We start from the raw sequence: 17,614 nt of genomic DNA, 5'->3' as shown, positions 1-17,614 counted from the left end.
CCTTTTATATGCAAACTAATACGTATTCTTTTTTGGCATGTTGAGGCTTATTCTTGTCTCGCTATAACCTCTCACCTTTCTCTCTCTTCTTCGCACCCATTAAGAAGATATTCGTACCTTCTTATTGGTTGTCGTCCATTTGCCTTTGCTAGGGCTGCGAACTAGGTCGTTATACGCTAACACGTTTAAATCACGCTGAATCGTTCTTGGGGTGGTGCCAAACTCATCAACAAGCTCTTGTGTCGTTACGGTTCCTTTCTCACTAATGTACATGTATACGGATTTAATCCGTGTTAGCATACGATGTGTTGAAGGTTTCAAAAAACCACTCCCTATCATTGCATAATTCGCATGGCACAACATCGCTGCTTCTGAGATGAGAGATTATATCTTGCTGTGATTTACTATCATTTTACACGAAAATAGATGAAAAATGCTACCTATTTACCGATATTAACAAAATATTTCAATATTTTTTAATAAGATATTAATATTATCGTAAAAAAAGAAAACTTTGACTTCATTTCTTCGTTTATGTTACGGTTGCAGCAAGAAAAAAATGAAAAAAGAAAGGAAGAATGGCGATGAATATCGATTGGATGGAAGAGGTATTGAAGCGAAAAGAGGCGCTTATTCAAGATACGCAGGCGCTATTGCGCATTCCGAGCGTTCTCGATGAAGAGAATGCAACAGAAGAAGCCCCACTTGGACAAGGAGTATACGAGGCGTTGCAGTTTTTATTGCAGAGGGGCCAAGAAGAAGGGTTTGCGGTAAAAAACGTCGATGGTCTCGCGGGACATCTTGAAATCGGGCAAGGAGAGGAACTCATCGGCGTATTATGCCATGTGGATGTTGTACCACCGGGAGATGGCTGGTCAAGCGACCCGTTTGCTGCAGAAATCCGTGATGGGAAATTATATGCTCGCGGCGCGATTGACGATAAAGGACCGACAATGGCAGCATTTTATGCTATGAAAATTGTGAAAGAACTCGGGTTGCCATTGCAAAAACGAGTGCGTATGATTGTTGGAACAGATGAAGAAAGCAAGTGGCGTTGTGTCGAACATTATTTTAAGCATGAGGAAATGCCGACAATGGGATTTGCTCCGGATGCGGATTTTCCGATTATTTACGCGGAAAAAGGAATTGTCGATATGGATTTGCGCAAGCCATCAATAGGAACACAGGAAGAAAGTGAAATTCGGCTGCAGTCGTTCCAGGCAGGACGACGTTATAATATGGTTCCTGACTTTGCTAAAGCGGTATTGCTCGTTCGTGCAGACCGGCAACAAGAAATCGAACAGCAGTATCGCCAGTTTCTTCATGAAACGAGCATGAATGGAAATGCTGTTGTGGAAGGCAATACCGTTACTCTTCAATTAGAAGGAATTTCCGCTCATGCGATGGAACCAGAAAACGGGAAAAATGCAGGTTTATGGCTGGCGAAGTGGCTATCAGATGTTGCGTTGGATACGCAGGCGCAATCGTTTATCCGTTTTGTGACGGACTATTTCTTTGCCGATTCTCGTGGAAAAGCGTTAGGCATTGCTTACAACGATGAGATTACCGGCGATTTAACAGTCAATGTTGGAATATTATCATATGATGCGCAAGCTGGAGGAAAGCTTGGCATTAACATACGCTATCCGGTCACCAATGATATAGAACAAACGAAGCAAAAACTACAGAACATCGCAGCGCAGCATGGTTTTGCGTTGGAACATTTTAGCGATTCAAAACCGCACTATGTTGATCCAAATCATGTACTTATAAAGACGCTTCAACGCGTATACGAAGAACAAACAGGAGAACGCGCTTCCTTGCTTTCCATCGGCGGCGGTACATATGCCCGTTCGCTGAAAGCGGGAGTAGCGTTTGGACCGCTGTTTCCGGGACGGCCGGATGTGGCGCATCAAAAGGATGAATATATCATGATCGATGATTTATTGAAAGCAACGGCGATTTACGCTCAGGCAATTTATGAATTAGCAAAATGAAAAAATTCTAAACATATGTTACGATAAAGAAAAACCGCTCTTTTTAGGGCGGTGCTTTTTCATGAAAGGATGCGGAATCAAGTATGGAGGCAGCGTTAAAACGAGGGGAATCGACTGGTAAGTCCACATTTTCGTTATTTTATTTCTTTGTATTTTTTGCATTCGGAGCATTATTTCCGCTTTTATCCGTATATTTACAAGAAGTGGTCGGTCTTTCGGGAACAGAAATTGGAGTCATTATGTCCATAAGTCCAGTCACAATGATTTTTGTACAGCCGATTTGGGGAATGATTACCGATTATACACGTAAACCGGTTTTCGTTCTGACAATCGCACTATTAGCTACTTCATTCATTGGACTAATGTATTCATTTGTGCATGAATATCATTGGCTTATTGTCATGGCTGTTTTACTGGCATCCGCCCAAAGCGCGATCGTTCCGATTTCCGACAGCATTACGCTTCATTATGCGCAAAAGAATGGCGAAAAGTATGGATCTATTCGTTTATGGGGATCGATCGGCTTTGCTGTTGCCGTACTGATTGGCGGGTGGCTATCAGACCGCATTGCGCTTGTTGTCATTTTTTATTTGTTTTCGTTTATGCTAATACTGTCCGGCTTGCTCGCCAGCCGGCTTCCAAAAGAAAGCCAAACGATGAAAGCGGAAGCGCTGCGCGGTATGGCGCAGCTGTTTCGAATTCCTCATTTTGTATTATTGTTGCTCGCTACTTTCTTTATTTTTGGTCCTATTTTAGCGAATAACTTTTATTTTGGGATATTCATTAAACAGCTTGGTGGTACGTTGACGGGAATAGGCTTGGCGTTTTTATTGGCGGCGGGAAGTGAAGCCCCATTTATGAAAATGACAGATGGACTTATTCATCGGTTTGGGATGGTTCCACTTTTAATGTTTGCTACTGCTGTATCATGTTTACGTTGGCTGTTTTATTTTTTCGAGCCGCCGCTCTTTTTCGTATATATGACAACGATTGTTCAAGGTCTTTCCGTCGGCTTATCTATTCCCGCGGCGCTTCAATACGTACGTGATGTTGCGCCAAAACAAGTAAGGGCGACAGCAGTATCCCTTTATTCCGCCGTAGGCAATGGGTTAGGCGTTTGGTTTTGTACATTTATCGGTGGATATATGCTTGAACGTTATCATATTGGGGCTATATATTTATTTTTCAGCATTTGCACGTTTGTCGGCATGCTTTCATTAGTGTGCATTCATTTGCTGAATAAGAAAAAAGCTTCGGCATAAGAAAAGGTGGAGAACGATGAAAAAAACGCATTATTTTATCGCTATCCCTATCGCTAGCGAAGTAAAAAAACAGATTTCACAATGGAGAGATGGAATCGTTTCCCATTTTCCATTTCGTTCATGGGTGCATGAAGAAGATTACCATATTACATTAGCATTTTTAGGATACGTTCCACCTGCAAAATTGGACGCGATATGCAAAACAATGACGCAAGTGGCAAAGCGCCACGCTCCATTCTCATTATCCTTATCAGAAATACATACATTTGGAAATCGAACAGCGCCGAGGATTTTATGGCAAGGGGTGGAAAAAGAAGAAAAACTATTTGCCCTGCAACGCGATGTGTATACCGCCTGTATCGATATCGGATTTTCTTTAGACAAACGGCCGTTTACCCCGCATATTACGATTGCTCGCAAATGGCAAGGAAATGAAGAGTTTCGCTTAGATGCGCTTAAACAGAAATCAAGAGTAACGGCGACCTTTTCCGTTCATGAAATGGTGTTATATCAAACCCATTTAGAGCGAACACCAAAATATGAAGCGCGCGCTTTGTTCCCGCTTTTCTAAAAGTAAACTTCTTATTTGAAGGAAGTGTTGTGAGTGTGGGCCAATTAATAAAGCTTCAAGACTATATTTCTAGGTATGAAACGGATGTGTACCGCTACACAAGTGAATTTATTCGTCTAAAGAAAAAACAATGGGAGCAGACGAAAGAACAATGGGAAAACAATAGAAGGAATAATGATGCTCCTCAACCGGATGAAACGTGGGAATGGTTAATAGAAAAACCGTCATTGTTGGAGCGGATGAAAAAATGGTTTCGCCGTTCTTCCGTATTGGAAGAAGCAACAGAATCGCAAGTAAATGATTGGAACGAAGAAGAGAGCTTGTCGACCATGATTGCGGAAGCAAAAAATATAGATGAATTAAAAATTTTATTTTTGGAAAATATGTTCGAATTGCAATTAAAATGGGCAAGCTCTACGATATGGTATGAATCGAAGGTAAATAAAAAGTTTTACTATGAAGAAAGGTTGAAATATTTTTTACAGCGTTTTCCCGACACATATTTATGTTTATACAAACCCGTATTTTTGGTCAAAAGCGCTCCGGTCGAATTAGATGTCATTTTATTAAGTCCGACCACAACATGGTGTATTACGTTTGCCGAAGGGGAAAAAGATAATATTATCATAGCGTCTTCAGACCGTTTTTGGACGGAAATAACGAAGCGGGAAGAAAAGAAAAAAATCAATCCGGTTATCGCTTTGCAACGAATGGAAAAAATAGTGGCAGATATATATAAACAGTACCATATTGATTTTCCTATCAAAAAAGCAGTGGTGAATCGTTATGGCTATATCGATGATCACCGTACTTTTAGCAATGTGCAGTTTATTGACAAACGAAATTATGAACGTTGGTTTTCGTCTTTGCGGGAATTAACGATTCCGTTGAAGCATGTGCAATTAAAAGCGGCATCTTTTTTGTTGCGCCATTGCTATAGTCACTATGATATACGAACAAATTGGAATACGGATGAAGAAAAGGTGTAAAGCTAATTACACCTTTTTTATCTTAATTAGGCGAGAAGACTCCCACTTCAACGAAGCGAAGCGGAGTAAGTGGGAGATGAATCGCCTTAACTATATTTTGCTGAAAATAGGATAGATTCAGTAAAATATAGTATCATATAGTTAGATGGGAGGTGAAAAAATGTATTTTTGTATCAAACAACAGCTAAATGGTTTGACCAAAGAAGAATACTTGACTCTTCGAGAACTGTGCCATATTGCCAAGAACATGTACAACGTCGGAAGTCTGGCAAACTAATCAATGCTGATGTCAATGGCGCATTAAACATCTTAAAGAAAAGTAAAGCTGTAGACCTGAGTGTCTTATGCTCTAGCGGCGAAGTGGACACGCCTCAAAGAATAAGGATTGCCTAAAGCAGTCAAACTTCTTTGGAAGCCCCCACTTCAAATTTTCGCTAGAAAATTAAGTGGGGGTAGTTCACGACGGCGATTTAGGAGTTGCGTATACGCAGGAGCAAACAACCTTCAAAGTTTGGGCGCCTACGGCAACGGAGGCAAAAGTAAAGCTGATTGACCCAAAAACAAAAAAAGCCGACTATATACCGTTAGAACGATTGGAAAAAGGAGTATGGACGGCGACTGTATTCGGTGATATGGAAGGGATCTATTACACATATGTCGTATGTGTGAACGCTGTTTGGCGTGAAGCCGTGGACCCGTATGCGGTTGCTGTTTCGGTTAACGGGGAGTATGGGGTTATTATCGATTTAGCGAAGACACGCATCGAAAAACCATCCGTCCCTCCGCTTTCATCCCCAACTGACGCGATTATTTATGAAATGCATATCCGTGATTTTACGATTCATCCGGAAAGCGGTATTATGCATAAAGGGAAATATTTAGGGTTGACCGAACTGGAAACAAAGGGGCCAAATAATACGACAACAGGGCTTTCTTATTTAAAAGAGTTGGGCGTCACTCATGTAGAATTGCTCCCATTTAATGATTTTGCCGGAGTGGATGAGCGCCATCCATTGCAGCAGTATAATTGGGGATACAATCCGCTTCATCATAACGCTCCGGAAGGGAGTTATGCGACCGACCCGAATGATCCGTATGCTCGTATCCGCGAATTAAAGCAGGCGATTCATACGCTGCAAGCACAGGGCATTCGTGTCATTATGGATGTTGTCTACAATCATGTTTATATGCGCGAGCAGTCTTCATTCGAGAAAATCGTTCCTGGATATTATTTCCGCTATGATGCATACGGCAATCCGGCTAATGGCACCGGAGTTGGAAACGATATTGCTTCCGAACGAAAAATGGTGCGGAAATGGATTGTAGACTCGGTGCGATTTTGGGCGGAAGAGTATCATGTCGATGGATTTCGCTTTGACTTAATGGGGATTTTAGATATCGAAACAATGAAAGCGGTTCGTGAAATGCTTGATACACTCGACCCGTCCATTCTTGTACTCGGAGAAGGATGGGATTTGCCGACACCGCTTCCGTCCGAACAGAAAGCAACGATGCAAAACGCGGAAAAATTGCCGCGTATTGCCTATTTTAACGATTATTTCCGTGACAGTGTCAAAGGAAGCACATTCCATCTGTTTGATCGAGGATTTGCACTAGGCAATTCCAATGATGGCGAAAAGGTGAAAGTGGCGATTAGCGGAAGCGTTCGCAAGAAACACGGGCTGTTTCTTCATCCAACCCAAACGATTAATTATGTCGAGTCACATGATAACCATACGTTTTGGGATAAAATGGAGATCGCTAACGGTTATGAAGATGAACAAACGAGAAAAAAGCGGCAAAAATTAGCGACAGCGATCGTGCTGCTTTCGCAAGGAATTCCGTTTTTGCATAGTGGACAGGAATTTTATCGGACAAAGCAAGGAGTAGAAAATAGCTATAATGCTCCCGATTCGATTAATCAAATCGACTGGAAACGAAAGAGCGAGCATGAAGACGATGTCCGCTATGTTCAAGGGCTTATTCAGCTCCGAAAGTCCCACCGTGCTTTCCGATTTACTACCGAAGCAGAGATAAACAATCACCTTTTTTTCCTTGAGCACGTGCCATCATCCATCATCGCATACCATCTTCGCGATGTACAGCAATATGGACCTTGGCGCGATATTATTGTTATTCACCATAATCAAGAAGAAAAACAATCTGTTTTTCTACCTGATGAAGAAGAATGGCATGTCATTTGTGACGGGATTCACAGCGGAACGGTTCCACTGTTTTCCGTGCGTAAACAAATAAACTTGGCTGGAATTGGGACATGGGTGCTTGTGAAATAAACATAAACATATCTTTCCTATTTTTTACAAAACACACAAAACATTTGCAAGATGTGGCGATATTTCAGTATAATACAAGTAAAATAAACGAGCAAGAACGGAAACTTGGATGTCTTTTTGTTTGCGGAAAATAAAAATGTGAATTGACGAAAAAAAGCTCTTCCATATAAAATCTAGTAAGACAGCTATTGTCTGAAAATACGAAATCAGGTGATGCTGTCTCTTATTTTTTTAAGTCGAAGGTGAACTTGCTTTGGAACAGTTACTAGGAAAGGAGTGGGACATCACTCCTGCTGGCGGCACAACTGGAGATGCGTATTTTGCGGAATATGAGGGGAGAAAGTTGTTTTTAAAACGGAATTCTTCGCCATTTCTTGCGGTTTTATCAGCGGAAGGCATCGTCCCAAAACTGATTTGGACGAAGCGAATGGAAAATGGCGATGTGTTTACCGCTCAACAGTGGTTGAACGCAAGGGAATTGAAGCCACAAGATATGGGAAGTGAACAAGTGGCGAACTTATTGCGGAAAATTCATCGTTCCAAAGATTTAGTAACAATGCTGAGAAGGTTAGGAAAAACGCCATTACTGCCAGAGATGATGATGGAAAAACTAAAAGAGCAATTCACTCCCCATTCATTTGAGGAGCCGTTAGTGGAACAGGCACTCGATTGGCTTGAACAGCATATGTCTTCACTTCAATGTGATGAGTATGTCGTCTGCCACTGTGATATTAACCATAACAACTGGCTGCTTGCTGAAGATGGAAAATTGTACTTAATTGATTGGGATGGTGCGATGATTGCCGATCCGGCCATTGATATCGGGATGTTGCTTTATTCCTATATTCCTGAAGAAAAATGGGAAGATTGGCTCGAACTTTACGGCCTTAAGTTAACCGATGATTTGCGTTTTCGCATGAAATGGTATACTATAGCGCAAACCCTTCACTCGCTTATATGGCAAAAAGAAAAAAATGCAAAAAAGGAAATGCAACAGTCGCTGCATTTCCTACGTAAGCTGATTGACCCACTCCGATAATTGCTGTTGATGGGATAAAATGTGAGAGTTTAAATCAGCGCTATACTTTCCGTTTTGTCCGTATGTGTAAATGTTTGGAAGCACGCTTTTTATTTTCGGATGCACTTGTTCATTTCCCATCAATGATTTTACGAGCCGTTCGATTTGTTCACATTCGGAGACGGTGCCGCAGCAGTCAGCTTGATGTTCCGATAAAATATCTTTTAATATGGTGATTTGATGCTCGTGATTTAGTGGCAACACTACCACCATCCTTTGAAAAAGTATGCTATACATTTATAATATGCGCAGATATAGGGGGTTTTATCATTCGTTTTTCGCAGTCGTACGCACGGCTGTGTTTTTTTATGGCGAAAAAGTTTTGTCCCAGGCGTTGATAAATGAGCTTGCATATTTGTGCTTATTCATGATATCGTTGACAACGATAAACAAAGAAACAGAGGTGTCCGTATGCGTCTACGTAATAAACCATGGGCAAAAGAAAAAATTGCTGCATATCCGCAATATGTTATTCCAAATCCAGAAGAACATAAAGGAAGATGGAATGAGCTATTTGGCAATGATCACCCAATTCATATCGAAATTGGTACAGGAAAAGGAAAATTTATTACAGAAATGGCGAAAGCAAATCCAAACATTAACTATATTGGTATTGAACTGTACCCAAGTGTACTTGTCTCTGCATTAGATAAACTCATTGAAAATGAATTGCCGAATTTGCGTTTATTAAATGTGAATGCGAAAGATTTAACGAATTTTTTTGCGGAGGGAGAAATCGAACGCATTTATTTAAACTTCTCCGACCCATGGCCGAAAAAACGGCATGAAAAGCGGCGATTAACGTATCGTGCGTTTCTTGAGTTGTATGAGAAAGTGTTAGTGGATGAAGGAGAAATTCATTTTAAAACCGATAATCAAGCCTTTTTTGAATATTCGCTTGTTAGTTTTTCACAATATGGATTAGTGCTGACATACGTAAGTTTGGATTTACACAATAGTGATTTTGAAGGAAATGTGATGACGGAATATGAAGAAAAGTTTTCAGCAAAAGGAAATCGCATTTACCGATGTGAAGTAAAATATCCGCCAAAGCATCAAAAGGCTGGTCTTTGAAGAAAAGACAGCCCTTTATTTTTTTGTTTTCGAAATATTTGCAGAAATGATACACTAAAATAGCGAGGTGATGGGGAAATGGAACAATTGCAAATTGGAAAAATTAAAATGACATGGTTAAACGGAGGGGTAACACATTTAGATGGTGGAGCAATGTTCGGAGTTGTGCCGAAGCCGCTTTGGTCGAAAAAGTATCCGTCTAATGACAACAATCAAATTGAATTGCGTACCGATCCTATTCTCGTACAAGTGAATGGAAAAAATATCTTGATTGAATCAGGGATTGGCAATGGAAAATTATCGGATAAACAAAAACGGAATTTCGGCGTAACGGAGGAATCAAAACTCGAACAGTCTCTCAACGAGCTGGGGCTGTCGACGGATGATATTGACATCATTCTAATGACACATATGCATTTTGATCACGCTTGCGGCTTGACAAAATGGGAAGGAGATCGGCTTGTTTCTGCTTTTCCGCGCGCGGAAATTATTACGTCACAGAGAGAATGGGACGAAATGAGACAACCAAACATTCGCTCGCGTAATACATATTGGAAGGAAAATTGGGAACCGATCGCCGAGCAAGTCATCCCATTTGAAAAAGAGAAAGAAGTAGCAAACGGGATCAAAATGGTACATACCGGAGGACATAGTGACGGGCATTCGATTATTTTGATCGAATCAGATGGAGAAATGGCGATTCATATGGGTGATTTGTTAGCGACGCACGCCCATCAAAATGTATTATGGGTAATGGCATATGATGATTATCCAATGACATCGGTTTTTGAAAAACAAAAATGGATCCCATATGCGGTCGAAAAACAGGCGTGGTTTACGTTTTATCACGATGCGTATTATCGTGCGCTAAAGTGGGACGAGGACGGAAACATCATCGCCCATGTTGATCGAAACCGCCTGTGATTTTGATCCATTGAAAATGGAAAGGGATGCCTCCTGTTGGGATGGGGGCACCCGTACGGTCTTAAAGCGGTTTCGTTTCGATGATGGTTCCCGTATAGGCGTCGATGACAAATTCGTATTGTTCATGATCACGGCAGACGCCTCCTTTGTACACCGTGTAGATGATATTGTTTTTTTCGTATGTTTCCGGATTTGTTTGAATCCATGAGCCGCTGATTGGCGCTTGTTGCAAAAAGGCTGCTTTGGCTAGTGAAAGTGCTTTTTCCGAAGAAATCATTCGCTGTTTTCGCTTCGTTTCAACGACGTATGCCGCGATAAATCCAACGGCCATACCAGCTATAAATTTTTTCCAGTTCATTAGTAGAGACCTCCGCAGTTTCTTGTCTACCGTTTAGTATATCCGATTTCACCAAAGAATGTAAGGAAAGTGGAAAAACGTTTACTTGTTCGTTACAATAAAAATGATTAGAAAAAAGGAGTTAAGAACGATGAATGTAGAAACGCTTCGACTGTTTCAAACATTGACCGAATTGCCGGGAGCACCAGGCAATGAACATGCGGTGCGGAATTTCATGCGCAAAGAGCTGGAAAAGTACGCGGATGAAGTCGTACAAGACCGGCTTGGCAGCATCTTTGGCGTCAAACGCGGCGATGAAAACGGTCCGACTGTGATGGTCGCGGGGCATATGGACGAAGTCGGCTTTATGGTCACCGCTATTACCAATAACGGTATGATTCGTTTTCAGCCGCTTGGCGGCTGGTGGAATCAAGTATTGTTAGCACAGCGCGTACAAATCATTACCGATCATGGTCCAGTTGTTGGAGTGATCAGCTCGATTCCGCCGCATTTGTTGAGCGAAGAACAACGAAACAAGCCGATGGAGATCAAAAACATGCTCATCGACATCGGTGCTGATGACCGTGAAGACGCGAAAAAAATGGGGATTAAACCAGGACAACAAATTGTACCGATTTGTCCATTTACCCCAATGGCCAATCCGAAAAAAATTTTGGCAAAAGCGTGGGACAATCGTTATGGCTGTGGATTGGCGATTGAATTGTTGAAAGAGTTGAAGGATGAGAAACTGCCAAACGTGCTATATTCAGGTGCTACTGTCCAAGAAGAAGTCGGGTTGCGCGGGGCGCAAACCGCCGCAACCATGATTCAGCCTGATATCTTTTTCGCGTTAGACGCAAGCCCGGCGAACGATATGACCGGAGACGCGAAAGAATTTGGGCATCTTGGAAAAGGGGCGCTTGTCCGCATTTATGACCGTTCGATGGTGACTCATCGCGGTATGCGTGAATTTGTATTAGATACGGCGGAAACGCACGGCATTCCATATCAATTTTTCGTTTCACCGGGTGGAGGAACGGATGCCGGAAGAGTGCATATCGCCAACAGTGGAGTGCCTTCTGCCGTGATCGGTATTTGTTCCCGTTATATTCATACACATGCGTCGATCATTCACGTCGATGATTATCAGGCAGCAAAGCAACTGCTTATTGAACTTGTAAAGCGGTGTGATAAAGCAACAGTCGATGCAATTAAGAAAAACAGCTAATCAATATGAGAAGTCTTGTTTGACAAGACTTCTCTTTTTCCGTAAAAAGGAGTGGGAAGCATTGAAAATCATTGCCATTGGCACAACGAATCAAGCAAAGGTGGCGGCCGTCCGCAGCATTTTTTCTTCGGAACATTATACCCTTGTACCGACGGATGTTCCATCGGATGTTTCCGCCCAGCCGATTTCCGACCACGAAACGCGTCAAGGAGCGATAAATCGAGCTAAACACGCGCTACAAAAAGAGAACGCGGACATCGGCATCGGTTTGGAAGGCGGTGTGATGGAGATAGACGGAGAGTTATGGCTTTGCAATTGGGGAGCGCTTGCCGACCGTGATGGCACCGTTATTACCGCCGGCGGAGCGCGCATTCCGCTTCCTTTTGAAGTGGCAAAAGGAATTCGTGCTGGCAGAGAACTCGGAGATGTGATGGCGGAATATACAGGAGAAAGAAACATCCGCCATAAAGAAGGAGCGATCGGTGTTTTTACAAACGGTTATGTCGATCGTGCCGGCATGTTTCGACATATTGTTCAGTTATTAGTCGGTCAGTATGAATTTTTTTGTCAAAATCACTGATTCGCGATATCATAAAAAAGACATAGAAAGGAGTTTTTATCAATGAAAACGATTGAAACAGCAGCACAATATGAGGAAGTGAAAAAAACAAAAAAAGCAATATTCGTTTTTTCTGCCGATTGGTGCCCGGACTGCCGATTTATTCAACCATTTTTGCCGGAAATCGAGCAGGCTTTTTCCGAATATGAGTTTTATTACGTTGATCGCGACCAATTGCTCGAAGTATGTCAGCAAGAAAACGTTTTTGGCATTCCAAGCTTTATTGCTTATGACAACGGCAAAGAGTTAGGCAGATTTGTCAGCAAAGATCGCAAAACGAAAGAGGAAGTTGAACGGTTTATCCAGAGCTTGTCATAATATAGGGGGCATATCCATGGATAGTAAACAAATGTGTGAGGAAATAAAAAAAAGGCTTGCCCGCGATGATTGGACGTTTCAATTTGACCGAAAAAAGGATACGCTCCGCATTGAAGATAAAGAAACGAAAAAAGGGGTAACGATTTCGCTTCCGGGTGTCATTGCGAAATGGCACGAACAAAAAGACGAAGCGGTTGACGAAATTGTATATTACGTTGAACAAGCGTTAAATACCATGCATGAAAAACATACGCTTTCCGGCAAAGAAAAAGATATTTACCCGGTTATTCGCTCGACATCGTTCCCGACGGAGACAAAAGAAGGCATTCCGCTTCTTTATGATGAACATACGGCGGAAACCCGCATTTATTATGCGCTTGACTTGGGCAATACGTATCGGCTGATCGATAAAAAGATGATAGAACAAGAACAATGGAATGAAGAACGAATAAAAGAAATTGCTCGTTTTAATGTCCGTTCGTTGGATGTTCATGTCAAAGAAGACAAAGTAGCCGGAAATACGTTTTATTTTGTGAATACAAATGATGGCTATGACGCAAGCCGCATTTTAAACGAGCCATTTTTAGCGAAAATGAAAAAGAAAATAACGGGAACGATGGCGCTTGCTGTGCCTCATCAAGATGTGCTGATTATTGCTGATTTGCAAAATGAAGTTGGATACGATGTGCTCGCGCAAATGACGATGAGCTTTTTTGCGAGTGGACGAGTGCCGATCACCGCTTTATCATTTTTATATGAAGATGGAGAACTCGAACCGATTTTTATTTTAGGAAAAAATTATCGCAAAAAATGAAGAAAGGATGAGTGGGGATGAACGTATTTTATAACCGTCAAGGAGTCGGCGATGTACTTCTCGTTTCATTAAAACCGATTCAGCCAGATCAGCGGGCGTTTGAAAAAAAAGGAGACGTTGTCCGCATCTTTGATGAAAAAACAGGAGAAACAGCAGGATATAATATTTTTCAAGCTTCTACTTATCATCATTTTGACGGTAACGGCTTATTGGAGCTGAACGAGGAGCTTGTTTCTGTCATTAACAATATATTAGAGAAAAACGGCTGGAACGAAACGATTGAAGCCGATCTTTCTCCAAAATTTGTAGTTGGTTATGTAAAAGAGAAAAAGAAACATCCGAATGCGGATAAATTGAGCGTATGCCAAGTGGACGTCGGAACAGAAGTATTGCAGATTGTATGTGGTGCACCAAATGTGGAAGCAGGGCAAAAGGTCGTTGTCGCCAAAATCGGTGCGGTGATGCCAAGCGGACTTATTATTCAGGAGGCAGAATTGCGCGGTGTTCCTTCGTACGGGATGATTTGTTCCGCGCGCGAATTGGAATTGCCAAACGCTCCGCAAGAAAAAGGCATTTTAGTATTATCCGATGAATATGAAGTGGGTCAGCCATTTACTTGGTAATGCGATGATAGTCACTAGATGGATTCTAGTGACTTTTTTTCCGAAACGAATTTAACTGAAAGAGTGATTGAGCGATGAAATGGTTAAAACGATTCGTTCGTTATTTGCTGGAAACAGAGGAAGAAGAACAATACGTTTCGTCGCAGAAAAAACAGAGGGAGAAACTTTCTTCTTCCCAATTGGACGTAAAGGTGGCATATCAATATCCAAAAGGAAACTTCCGGTTTCCGCTTATTCCAGATGAACCAACATCGAAACGCCGTCATTCATCATTTCGGCAAGAACATCATGAACGTGTTTCTTCTGTATGGAATTCCGATCATTTGCCAAGGCGTGTAAAGGAAAGCCAACAAGACCATTCGGCAGATTCAGAAAAAAAACGGTTCCGGCCTTCTGATGTGCTGTCTCCTGTTTATGGATATAAAAGAGTAACGAAAAAGAACGAACCTGTAATAGAATGGGAGCTGCCATCTAGCTCCATAGAACGTGCAACAGATCTATTGCCATCTGTACCGGAAGAAAAAGTAGATGACATCAATGATCCGATACCAACGCCGTCGGAACGATTAGAAACAAGCGAAAAAGAATCAGTGGACAACGCTCCTCAAGAAAAAGAAGATGGATTCCAATCACCAAAAGGAAAAGAGGAAGAACAAATCGAAACGATCGCGGCGGAAAAGGAGACGAATTTACAAGAAACGGAAGCAGCAAAAAAAGAAGAGACAAAGACGGATATGCCCGAAAACGACCATCATGCGAGCAAACAATCATCCCATTCGACACGTTCTCGCATTCCATACAATGTTATTATGCTAAAACAAGATCGGAAAAAGTGGGAAGAAAAAAGACAATCTGCCGCAAGCGGGTATCAATTCCCGTCCTTATCGCTGCTAGAGAGTCCCAAACGAAGCCAAGAAAGCGATGAGCAATGGATTCGCGAGCAATGTGAACGTCTGAATCGAACATTTGCCAGCTTCCATATTGGCGCCAAAGTGGTCAACACAACACAAGGGCCAACGGTAACGCGGTTTGAAGTACAGCCGGACCTAGGGGTAAAAGTAAGCAAAATTACGAATTTAGCAGATGATATTAAGCTAAATTTAGCAGCAAAAGATATTCGGATTGAAGCGCCGATTCCGGGAAAACGCACCATCGGTATTGAAGTTCCAAACTTGAAAAGCCGGCCTGTATGGATTCGGGAAATTTTAGAAAGCGATGCGTTTCGAAACAATCCATCCCCGTTAACGGTCGCGCTTGGGCTTGACATATCGGGAGCGCCAGTAGTAACAGATTTAAAAAAGATGCCGCATGGATTAATTGCCGGAGCGACCGGTTCAGGAAAAAGCGTGTGTATTAATGCAATGCTTGTCAGTTTGTTGTACAAAGCTGCTCCACATGAAGTAAAATTGCTCCTGATTGACCCAAAAATGGTGGAACTCGCTCCATATAATGATATTCCGCATCTTGTCAGCCCGGTCATTACGGATGTGAAGGCAGCAACGGGAGCGCTAAAATGGGCGGTGGAAGAAATGGAGCGGCGGTATGAACTTTTCGCCCATGCAGGTGTCCGTGATATTCAAAAATACAATGAGCTCGTGAAACAGAAAAACAGTCCAGAACATCATCTCCCGTATATTGTTATTATCATCGATGAGCTCGCGGATTTAATGATGGTAGCGCCGGCGGATGTCGAAGAAGCGATTTGCCGCATTGCGCAAAAGGCAAGGGCGTGCGGAATTCATTTAGTTGTTGCGACACAACGCCCATCCGTTGATGTGATCACCGGGTTAATCAAAGCGAATATCCCGACAAGAATCGCCTTTTCTGTCTCATCCCAAGTCGATTCACGGACGATTATCGATACGAATGGTGCGGAAAAACTGCTCGGACGCGGCGACATGTTGTTTTTAGAAAATGGATCATCGAAAACGGTACGTGTTCAAGGAAATTACGTATCTGATGAAGAAATTGAGCGGGTAGTGGCCCATGTGAAAACGCAGATGGCGCCGTCTTATTTGTTTCAGCAGGACGATTTTGCCAAAAAGACGGTTGCTCATCATGAGGAAGATGAGCTTTTTTATGAAGCTTGTGCATTCGTTGTGCAACAAGGAGGAGCTTCTACGTCGAGCTTGCAACGTCATTTTCGCATCGGCTATAATCGCGCAGCCCGCTTAATAGAGATGATGGAAGAACAAGGAATCATTTCTGAAGCACGAGGCAGCAAACCGCGAGATGTATTAATTACTGAAGAGGAATTGGCGAATTTGCAAGAAAATAGTATGATATGATAGAAATGTGTTATACATCACATGAAGACATAGGCGAGGGAGCAGCGATGAAGGAAATCGAATTAAAATTACAAGGGAAAATTAAACGATTAACGAATAAAACGTTTAAATTTGATGAGCGGATTCGCGACGGCTGGTTTTCCGCCGTTTATTTTTTAAAAACGCGTGAAATTGTCAAAGAGTTTTGTCCAAATAATATTGTTACGATGCAATTTTTTCAAAAGGAACATGCTGTATTATGTGGAACAGATGAGGTGATCGCACTCATCAAAACATTTGCTGACGAACCTGAGAAGTTAGAAATTTATTCATTAAAAGACGGGGATAAGATCAGTCCATTTGAAACCGTATTGACCATTACTGGCCCGTATCAAAATTTCGGGTTTTTAGAAGGGGTTATTGACGGCATTTTAGCCCGGCGTACGTCAGTGGCGACGAACGTTTACAATGTCGTGAAAGCGGCGGCGTTATCGGGTGTGCAAAAACCAATTATTTTTATGGGAGACCGCGACGATCATTACACTCAACAAGCCGGCGATGGCTATGCGGCGTTTATTGGCGGTTCAACGGCGCAAGCGACTCATGCGATGAATGAATGGTGGGGGAAACAAGGAATGGGAACAATGCCGCATGCGCTCATCCAGTTATTTGACGGCGATGTTGTTGCGGCGGCAAAGGCGTATTACCAAAAATATCCGGAAGATGACTTAATTGTGCTTGTCGATTACAATAATGACTGTATTACCGATGCGCTTCGCGTTGCCCGTGAGTTTGGCGATAAATTAAAAGGGGTTCGCGTCGATACATCGAGAACGATGATTGACCAATATTTTATTCGGCATCCGGAAGTGCTCGGAACGTTTGATCCCCGCGGCGTCAATCCACCGCTTATTTTTGCGCTCCGTGAAGCGTTAGATCGTGAAGGATTCCACCATGTGAAAATTGTCGTCAGCGGCGGATTTAATGAGGAACGCATTATCGAATTTGAAAAGCAAGGCGTGCCTGTTGATATGTATGGCGTCGGCAGAAGCCTTCTTAAAATTCATATCGGCTTTACCGGCGATAATGTATTGTTAAACGGAAAGCATCAGGCGAAAGCAGGAAGAAGATATCGGCCAAATCCACGCTTAGAAAGAGTCGATTTGTCGGAAATATAAAGGTTGCTGATAGAAAGACCGTCCCATTCGTTTTCTTTTTG

General features: G+C 42.3%; 18 protein-coding genes and 1 pseudogene. 16 read left to right on the top strand and 3 right to left on the bottom strand.

Annotation, left to right across the window (positions count from 1 at the left end):
• Nucleotides 1-99: 99 nt before the first annotated feature.
• The gene (locus tag B9L23_RS16390; protein WP_015864852.1) at nucleotides 100-321 is read right to left on the bottom strand and encodes a DeoR family transcriptional regulator; all 222 of its coding nucleotides are present in this window, start codon (nucleotides 319-321) and stop codon (nucleotides 100-102) included.
• Nucleotides 322-584: 263 nt separating this feature from the next.
• Between B9L23_RS16390 and pepV the strand changes: the two genes are divergently transcribed.
• From pepV to B9L23_RS16355, 7 genes and pseudogenes are all read left to right on the top strand, one after another.
• A complete protein-coding gene (gene pepV / locus B9L23_RS16385) occupies nucleotides 585-1,997 on the top strand; it encodes a dipeptidase PepV (protein ID WP_081188744.1) in 1,413 nt (470 codons plus the stop codon).
• An 83-nt stretch (nucleotides 1,998-2,080) separates the two neighbouring features.
• On the top strand, nucleotides 2,081-3,259 hold the full coding sequence (locus tag B9L23_RS16380; protein ID WP_015864850.1) for an MFS transporter: 1,179 nt from the start codon (nucleotides 2,081-2,083) through the stop codon (nucleotides 3,257-3,259).
• A gap of 16 nt (nucleotides 3,260-3,275) precedes the next feature.
• Nucleotides 3,276-3,830: an RNA 2',3'-cyclic phosphodiesterase gene (thpR, locus tag B9L23_RS16375; protein ID WP_089098026.1), complete on the top strand. Its 555-nt coding sequence runs from the start codon at nucleotides 3,276-3,278 to the stop codon at nucleotides 3,828-3,830.
• A 35-nt stretch (nucleotides 3,831-3,865) separates the two neighbouring features.
• Nucleotides 3,866-4,819, top strand: a complete 954-nt coding sequence (locus B9L23_RS16370; RefSeq protein ID WP_081188742.1) for a nuclease-related domain-containing protein — start codon at nucleotides 3,866-3,868, stop codon at nucleotides 4,817-4,819.
• Between the two features lie 255 nt (nucleotides 4,820-5,074).
• Nucleotides 5,075-5,212 (top strand): annotated as a pseudogene (locus B9L23_RS21200) (RNA-guided endonuclease TnpB family protein); the annotation flags it as partial.
• A 53-nt stretch (nucleotides 5,213-5,265) separates the two neighbouring features.
• Nucleotides 5,266-7,113, top strand: a complete 1,848-nt coding sequence (gene pulA, locus B9L23_RS16360) for a type I pullulanase (RefSeq protein ID WP_245842438.1) — start codon at nucleotides 5,266-5,268, stop codon at nucleotides 7,111-7,113.
• Between the two features lie 253 nt (nucleotides 7,114-7,366).
• Nucleotides 7,367-8,152 carry a phosphotransferase family protein gene (locus B9L23_RS16355; RefSeq protein WP_062755018.1) on the top strand — a complete coding sequence of 262 codons (786 nt, stop codon included), beginning with the start codon at nucleotides 7,367-7,369 and terminating at the stop codon, nucleotides 8,150-8,152.
• On the opposite strand, the gene B9L23_RS16350 is transcribed toward B9L23_RS16355, so the two are convergent.
• Complete coding sequence (locus tag B9L23_RS16350; protein ID WP_041269962.1) at nucleotides 8,123-8,392, bottom strand: YtzH-like family protein; 270 nt, start codon at nucleotides 8,390-8,392, stop codon at nucleotides 8,123-8,125. The genes B9L23_RS16355 and B9L23_RS16350 overlap by 30 nt on opposite strands.
• A 210-nt stretch (nucleotides 8,393-8,602) precedes the next feature.
• Here B9L23_RS16350 and trmB point away from each other — a divergent pair, with 210 nt between their 5' ends.
• On the top strand, nucleotides 8,603-9,265 hold the full coding sequence (trmB, locus tag B9L23_RS16345; protein WP_015864844.1) for a tRNA (guanosine(46)-N7)-methyltransferase TrmB: 663 nt from the start codon (nucleotides 8,603-8,605) through the stop codon (nucleotides 9,263-9,265).
• A 78-nt stretch (nucleotides 9,266-9,343) separates the two neighbouring features.
• Nucleotides 9,344-10,189, top strand: coding sequence for a YtnP family quorum-quenching lactonase (locus tag B9L23_RS16340; protein ID WP_089098025.1), 846 nt, complete (start codon nucleotides 9,344-9,346; stop codon nucleotides 10,187-10,189).
• Nucleotides 10,190-10,250: 61 nt separating this feature from the next.
• On the opposite strand, the gene B9L23_RS16335 is transcribed toward B9L23_RS16340, so the two are convergent.
• Complete coding sequence (locus tag B9L23_RS16335; protein ID WP_015864842.1) at nucleotides 10,251-10,547, bottom strand: PepSY domain-containing protein; 297 nt, start codon at nucleotides 10,545-10,547, stop codon at nucleotides 10,251-10,253.
• A gap of 130 nt (nucleotides 10,548-10,677) precedes the next feature.
• Here B9L23_RS16335 and B9L23_RS16330 point away from each other — a divergent pair, with 130 nt between their 5' ends.
• The 7 genes from B9L23_RS16330 (at nucleotide 10,678) to B9L23_RS16300 (ending at nucleotide 17,573) form a co-directional block, all read left to right on the top strand.
• Nucleotides 10,678-11,754 (top strand): M42 family metallopeptidase, encoded by a 1,077-nt coding sequence (locus tag B9L23_RS16330; RefSeq protein ID WP_089098024.1) that lies wholly within the window; start codon nucleotides 10,678-10,680, stop codon nucleotides 11,752-11,754.
• A gap of 61 nt (nucleotides 11,755-11,815) precedes the next feature.
• Nucleotides 11,816-12,334, top strand: a complete 519-nt coding sequence (locus tag B9L23_RS16325) for a DUF84 family protein (protein WP_015864840.1) — start codon at nucleotides 11,816-11,818, stop codon at nucleotides 12,332-12,334.
• 42 nt (nucleotides 12,335-12,376) lie between these two features.
• Nucleotides 12,377-12,691, top strand: coding sequence for a thioredoxin family protein (locus B9L23_RS16320; protein ID WP_015864839.1), 315 nt, complete (start codon nucleotides 12,377-12,379; stop codon nucleotides 12,689-12,691).
• 16 nt (nucleotides 12,692-12,707) lie between these two features.
• Entirely contained in the window at nucleotides 12,708-13,505 is a 798-nt protein-coding gene (locus tag B9L23_RS16315) for a DUF1444 domain-containing protein (protein ID WP_089098023.1), read from the top strand.
• Nucleotides 13,506-13,522: 17 nt separating this feature from the next.
• Nucleotides 13,523-14,128 carry a YtpR family tRNA-binding protein gene (gene ytpR / locus B9L23_RS16310; RefSeq protein ID WP_062755008.1) on the top strand — a complete coding sequence of 202 codons (606 nt, stop codon included), beginning with the start codon at nucleotides 13,523-13,525 and terminating at the stop codon, nucleotides 14,126-14,128.
• Nucleotides 14,129-14,202: 74 nt separating this feature from the next.
• Entirely contained in the window at nucleotides 14,203-16,416 is a 2,214-nt protein-coding gene (locus B9L23_RS16305; protein ID WP_089098022.1) for a DNA translocase FtsK, read from the top strand.
• A 47-nt stretch (nucleotides 16,417-16,463) separates the two neighbouring features.
• Nucleotides 16,464-17,573 (top strand): nicotinate phosphoribosyltransferase, encoded by a 1,110-nt coding sequence (locus B9L23_RS16300; protein ID WP_015864835.1) that lies wholly within the window; start codon nucleotides 16,464-16,466, stop codon nucleotides 17,571-17,573.
• Nucleotides 17,574-17,614: the final 41 nt, after the last annotated feature.

Source organism: Parageobacillus galactosidasius (genome assembly GCF_002217735.1).
GTDB classification, from domain to species: Bacteria; Bacillota; Bacilli; order Bacillales; family Anoxybacillaceae; genus Parageobacillus_B; species Parageobacillus_B toebii.
The sequence above is the reverse complement of the archived record's forward strand: the minus strand, read 5'-3'. Positions and strand labels throughout refer to the sequence as shown.